The 6,141-nt window shown below is 68.9% G+C and carries 7 protein-coding genes; all 7 read left to right on the top strand.

The genetic code is table 11. The features are described from left to right. Positions 1-19 precede the first annotated feature (19 nt). The 7 genes from KHA85_RS15865 (at position 20) to KHA85_RS15835 (ending at position 6,085) form a co-directional block, all read left to right on the top strand. Entirely contained in the window at positions 20-250 is a 231-nt protein-coding gene (locus KHA85_RS15865; protein WP_213186553.1) for a Flp family type IVb pilin, read from the top strand. Positions 251-358: 108 nt separating this feature from the next. Beyond that, positions 359-748, top strand: a complete 390-nt coding sequence (locus tag KHA85_RS15860; protein WP_213186552.1) for a TadE/TadG family type IV pilus assembly protein — start codon at positions 359-361, stop codon at positions 746-748. Then, positions 736-1,680, top strand: coding sequence for a pilus assembly protein TadG-related protein (locus KHA85_RS15855; protein ID WP_213186551.1), 945 nt, complete (start codon positions 736-738; stop codon positions 1,678-1,680). Before KHA85_RS15860 ends, KHA85_RS15855 begins: the two co-directional genes overlap by 13 nt. A 10-nt stretch (positions 1,681-1,690) precedes the next feature. Beyond that, positions 1,691-2,413 (top strand): Flp pilus assembly protein CpaB, encoded by a 723-nt coding sequence (cpaB, locus tag KHA85_RS15850; RefSeq protein ID WP_213186550.1) that lies wholly within the window; start codon positions 1,691-1,693, stop codon positions 2,411-2,413. Beyond that, positions 2,410-3,642, top strand: a complete 1,233-nt coding sequence (locus KHA85_RS15845) for a CpaE/TadZ family protein (protein WP_213186549.1) — start codon at positions 2,410-2,412, stop codon at positions 3,640-3,642. The genes cpaB and KHA85_RS15845 overlap by 4 nt, the downstream gene beginning before the upstream one ends. Next, on the top strand, positions 3,639-5,144 hold the full coding sequence (locus KHA85_RS15840; protein WP_213186548.1) for a TadA family conjugal transfer-associated ATPase: 1,506 nt from the start codon (positions 3,639-3,641) through the stop codon (positions 5,142-5,144). Before KHA85_RS15845 ends, KHA85_RS15840 begins: the two co-directional genes overlap by 4 nt. Further along, on the top strand, positions 5,141-6,085 hold the full coding sequence (locus KHA85_RS15835; RefSeq protein WP_213186547.1) for a type II secretion system F family protein: 945 nt from the start codon (positions 5,141-5,143) through the stop codon (positions 6,083-6,085). Before KHA85_RS15840 ends, KHA85_RS15835 begins: the two co-directional genes overlap by 4 nt. Positions 6,086-6,141 lie beyond the last annotated feature (56 nt).

Below are 6,141 nucleotides of genomic sequence, written 5' to 3'. Positions count from 1 at the left end.
CCCCTAGAAAGGGTTCGTCATGAACCAGGCGTTCTACGCTCTCGCCACCCTCCAGGCCTTCTTCTCCGACCGCCTGGACAACCGCAAGGACCGCGGCGCGACCGCCGTCGAGTACGGCCTGATGGTCGGCCTCATCGCGGTCGTCATCATCGCTGCCGTCATCGCTCTCGGCGACAACCTGAACGGGATGTTCACCGGCGTGAACGACGCGCTGCCCACCGAGACCGGCACTGAGAACACGGGCGGATAACGCCGATCTCGGTCAAAGCGGCCGGCGCAGCGCCTTCTAGATGGAGCTGCGCCGGCTGTGAGCCGCCACTGCACTAACCCCCTCCCTTCCCTCCCTACAGGCGCCGCAATGTTCACGCCCTCAAGTGACCGCGGAGCTACAGCAGTCGAATTCGCGCTCGTTCTGCCGATCCTTCTCGTATTGGTAATCGGCATCATGGAATTCGGCCGGGCCTATCACGTTCAGACCACCCTCTCCAATGCCGCGCGCGATGGCGTCCGGGTAATGGCATTGCAGGATAGTGCCACGGCTGCACGTACAACGGCCAAAGACTCCGCCCCAGGTCTCTCCCTCACCGACTCGATGATCGACGTCACCCCTACTCGATGCGCATCAGACACCACCGCCCCCGGCCAGGTGTCGGTAACCATCTCCTACCCGTTCACGCTGGTCTCCGGCTTTCTTCCCCTCGATGACTTCACCCTCACCGGCAGGGGGACCATGCGATGCTTCGGCTGAAGGATGACCGGGGCGCGGTCGCCGTCATCGTCGCGATCCTCATGGTGCCCCTCATGGGTTTCGCGGCGATCTCCCTCGATATCGCTGCGACACACGCCGAGAAGCAACAGCTTCAGATCGGGGCCGACGCGGCAGCCTTGGCGATCGCCCAGGACTGTGCACGGAAAGCCTGCGGGTCCCCACTTGCCACCGCTCAGGACTTCGCCACGTCGAACAGCAACTCTGGCGCGGCGGTGGCGAGCGTTCCCACGATCCCCTCCGCCTCCACCGGGAGGGTGACCGTCCACAACTCGGCGGTGCGCGAACACTGGTTCGCTCCCGTTCTCGGTGTCGACAGCACCGCATTGACCGCCACGGCCAGTGCGGGATGGGGCGGTCCGACTGGCGGCACCGCGGCGCTCCCCCTCATCATCTCGCTCTGCGACTTCAACAAGTCCTCGGTCGGCGGGATCCCGACAGGAGTGGAACAAACGATCGTCACCACGCCCGCCGGCACGTGCTCGGGCGCGGGTGGGAACTCACCGACGATCGTTCCCGGCGGTTTCGGGTGGCTAGAGACCGACGCAAAAAAGAGCTGCTCCACCACCACCCACATCAACACGAAGGCGTACAGCGAACCCGGAAACACCCCGAAGCAATGCGACCTCTCGACGATCCGCGGGAAGACCATACTCATCCCGCTCTTCGACGAGGCTGACCTCACCAGCTCCGGCGGCAACGGCAGGGGCGCCTGGTACGAGGTCTACGGGTACGCGGCTTTCCACGTCACCGGGTACTACTTCTCCGGCCAGAGCTGGAACCCGCCGTGCGACAAGAACCAACGCTGCATCCGCGGCTACTTCACCTCGATGGTGAACACGGACCCCGACTTCACCTACGGCCCGGACGCCCCAAACCTCGGCACATCCGCCGTCTACCTACTACCTGACTAGTGAGAGACCAATGAACCGACGTCTCGTCTCGGCTATCGCGGCCGGGGTGCTCGCGATCCTCGGCGCGGTGTTGCTCGTCAGCTACGTGAACAACGCCGACAGCCGCGCGATGGCCGACATGGACCCCGTCGAGGTCTTGGTGGTGTCCGCACCCATCGCCCAAGGAACGCCGGCAGAGGAGATCGCCGCCTCGGTGACCACCCAAAGCCTGCCCCGCAAGGCTGTCGGGCCCGACCCCGTCCGCTCACTCGCGGAGGTCGCGGGCCGGGTGGCCTCGACCGACCTGCAGCCGGGCGAGCAACTCCTCGGAGCCCGGTTCGTCACCCGGCAGTCGCTAGAGCGATTCGGCGGAATACCGGTCCCCGACGGATACCACCAGGTGACCATCCCGCTCGACGCCGCCCGCGTCGTTGGCGGCACCGTCACACCCGGCGACACCGTGGGCGTCTTTGTGACTAACGGCAACGGAGCGACCCGGCTGATCCTTCGGAAGATTCTCGTCACTCGAGTCCAGGGTGGGCTCGGAGCCTCCCAGCCGGACGAAGGTGTTGAGGACCCGGACGCGGCTCCAGAGCCCGAGGGGGGCGCGCTAATCACCATGGCACTCACCACCGGCCAGTCTGTTGACGTCGTCAACGCCGCCGAGCACGGGACCATCTGGCTTTCCCTCGAAGACGAAACCGTTCCCCAGGACGGCACCCCGCGGGCCAACTACATGGACTTCTACCGATGAGCCGCATCCTGATCGCCTCCGACTCCGCCGACCTACGCGGAAAGGTCGCCACCGCGGCCGGCGCACCCGTCTCAGTCATCGCCGGCACCGCACTACCCGCAGGCCCGCCTCAACTTTTCCAGCGGCTGGGCGCAGGCGCGCCCATCCCGCAGGTCGTGGTGATCGACACCGCAGCGGGGCCCGACGACGCCCTCGCGCTCTCGTCCCGGCTGGCGGCGGAGTGCCCCGGCATGGCCGTCGTGCTGGTGACCGAGCAGCCCGACGCCCTCGCACTGTCCGCGCTGCGGGCCGGTGCATGCGACGTCGTGCACCCCGAGGCCGAGGTCCCCGAGTTCGCCGAGATCCTGCGGCGCGCGGCCCAGGTCGCCGCCGCCTCGGCCCCGCAGAACATCGGCGACGGCGCGGGCAACGGTGGCGGCGCCTCCCACGGCCGCGTCATCAGCGTCGTCTCCCCTAAGGGCGGCGTCGGCAAGACGACGGTGGCCACCAACCTCGCCGTCGGCCTGGCCCGCTCCGCGCCGCACTCGACCGTGCTCGTCGACCTGGACGTGCAGTTCGGCGACGTCGCCAGCGCGCTCAACCTCGACCCCGAGCACACGCTCCTCGACGTGGTCCGCGGCCCGGCCGTCCAGGACTCGATGGTGCTCAAGACCTTCCTCACCCAGCACCAGACCGGCCTCTACACCGTGTGCGCACCGGCCTCCCCCGCCGAGGCCGACGACATCACCTCCGCCGACGTGGCCCGCCTGCTGCAGACACTGGCCTCGGAGTTCCGCTACGTCGTGGTGGACACCGCCCCGGGCCTCGACGACCACGCGCTCGCCGCGATCGACCAGGCCGACGAGCTCGTCCTCATGACGAGCCTCGACGTGCCGGGCGTGCGGGGACTGCGCAAGGAGATGACCGTCCTACGGGACCTGGCCATCGACGTCGACAAGCGCCACATCCTGGTGAACTTCGCCGACCCGCGCAGCGGCCTGACCAAGGCCGACGCGGAGGCGACCATCGGCGCGAGCCTCGACCTGGTCCTACCCCGCAGCAAGGCCGTGCCCGTCTCCGTCAACCAGGGCCTGCCCCTCCTCCAGAGCGACACCCGCGACCCCATGACCAAGCAACTGCGCAAACTCGTCGACCGCTTCACGCCGGCACCCATGCGCCCGGCCCCGACCGCCGCGCCCGTCACCGTGGGTGGCCGCCACCGCCTCCAGCGGAAGCGGGTGAAGGCATGAGCCTGTCCGAACGCCTCCGCGCCGCACGCGCCACCACCGGCGCCACCCTCGATGCGGCGCCTCCGGCCGACACCGCCGCGCCATCCCCCGCCGCGCCGGGCTCGGCGTCGTCCGTGGTCAGCCCGACGGTGACGACGACGAAGCCATCCGCAGCGGGCAGCCCGCAGACTCCCGCGACCGCGGGCGGACCTCCGACCGACGACCCCACGGTCGATCCGCTGATCGCCCTCAAAGAGCGCGCGGCCACCGCGTTGTTCGAGCGCATCGGTGCGCGCTTGAACAACCCTTCGCTCACCGAGGACCAGCTCCACGCCATGGTGCGGGCCGAGCTCAACAAGGTCGTCGAGGACGAGACCGTCCCCCTGACCGGCGACCAGCGTCAGCGCCTCATCTCCGACGTCCAGGCCGACGTGCTCGGCCACGGGCCGCTCGAGAAGCTGCTCGACGACCCGGACATCACCGAGATCATGGTCAACGGTCCGGACATGATCTTCGTCGAGCGCGCCGGCCAGCTCACCCGTCACCCCTCGCGGTTCACCTCCGAGGACCACCTGCGGCAGGTGATCGAGCGGATCGTCTCCCGCATCGGCCGCCGCGTCGACGAGTCGTCCCCGCTGGTCGACGCCCGGCTCGCGGACGGCTCCCGCGTCAACGCGGTGATCCCGCCGCTCGCGGTCAACGGGTCGTCGCTAACCATCCGTAAGTTCTCCAAGGATCCCTTCCAGGTCCACGACCTCATCCGGTTCGGGACCCTCACCCCGGAGATGGCCGAGGTCCTGCAGGCGTGTGTGCAGGCGCGACTCAACATCATCGTCTCCGGCGGCACCGGCTCCGGTAAGACAACCCTGCTCAACGTCCTGTCCTCGTTTATTCCCGAGGGCGAGCGGATCGTCACCATCGAAGACGCCGTCGAGCTGCAACTGCAGCAGGATCACGTGGTCCGTCTGGAGTCCCGGCCCGCGAATATCGAGGGCCGCGGTGAGATCACCATCCGCGAGCTCGTCCGCAACTCGCTGCGTATGCGTCCCGACCGCATCGTGGTGGGCGAGGTCCGCGGCGGCGAGACCCTCGACATGCTCCAGGCGATGAACACCGGCCACGACGGTTCACTCTCCACCGTTCACTCCAATTCGCCACGTGACGCCATCGCTCGCCTCGAGACCCTCGTGCTCATGGCGGGCATGGACCTGCCCCTGCGGGCCATCCGAGAGCAGATCGCCTCCGCCGTCGACGTCATCATCCAGCTCACCCGCCTGCGCGACGGCACCCGCCGCATCACCGCCGTCACCGAGGTTCAGGGTATGGAGGGCCAGACGGTCACCCTGCAGGACGCGTTCCTCTTCGACTACTCCGCCGGCATCGGACCCGACGGGAGGTTCCTCGGTAAGCCCGTCGCCACCGGAGTCCGCCCGCGGTTCACCGACCGGTTCGCCGAATTGGGCATCACCCTGTCCCCCCGCGTGTTCGGGGCCAGCACCGACGGAGCGGGGGCCATCCGATGACCGCGTCGCTGTTCTCCCCCGCCGCGTTCGGGCTCGCGGCCGTCACGGTGGCGATTGCCGTGCTCACGTTCCTGGCGCTCGCCCCCGCCCGCAACCACATCCCCCGCGAACGCCGGAGGCCCGACCAGGCCGCCGGCCCTGGCCTGCTGAACCGCACGGCCACCGCGCTGACCGAGGCGATCGACTCCCTCTTGCGCCGCCGCGGGACAACGGGAGCCGGCCAGCTCGAACGCGCCGGTGTTCGCATGGGTCTCCAGGACTATGTCTTCCTCGTCGTCGTCGCCACGATCGTCGCCTTCGCGCTGGGACTCATCCTCATCGGCCCGCTGATGGGCGTGTTCCTCGCCCTCCTCGCCCCTGCGGGCGGGTACGTACTGCTCCAGGTCCTCGCCGCCCGCCGACGCGCGGCGTTCGCCGACCAGCTCGACGACTCGCTGCAGCTCATGGCCTCGAGCCTGCGCGCCGGCCACAGCCTCCTGCAGGCGCTGGCCTCCGTGGCCCGCGAGGCCGAGCAGCCCACCTCCGAGGAGTTCGCGCGGATCATCAACGAGACCCGCGTCGGCCGCGAGCTCGCCCCCGCTCTGGAGGAGACCGCCAACCGGATGGGCAGCCAGGACTTCGTGTGGGTCACCCAGGCCATCGCGATCAACCGCGAGGTCGGCGGCAACCTCGCCGAGGTCCTCGACGGCGTCGGCCACACCATCCGCGAACGCAATCAGATCCGGCGGCAGGTCCAGGCGCTGGCCGCCGAGGGCAAGCTCTCCGCGTATGTGCTCATGGCGCTGCCGTTCGGCATCGGCGGCTTTCTGTTCATCTCCAACCCGTCGTACATCGGTGTCCTCACCCAGAGCCCGCTCGGCTGGGGGATGATCGCCGCCGGCGTCGTCATGCTCACGATCGGTGGCATCTGGCTGAGCAAGGTCGTGCGCATCAGGTTCTGACCCAGGCCGCGGTCCTGACGCGGGGCCCGCCCCGCGTCAGGACCGCGGCCTGGGTC

Origin of the sequence: Dietzia massiliensis, assembly GCF_018390595.1 — a bacterium.
Taxonomy (GTDB): domain Bacteria; phylum Actinomycetota; class Actinomycetes; order Mycobacteriales; family Mycobacteriaceae; genus Dietzia; species Dietzia massiliensis.
The sequence above is the reverse complement of the archived record's forward strand: the minus strand, read 5'-3'. Positions and strand labels throughout refer to the sequence as shown.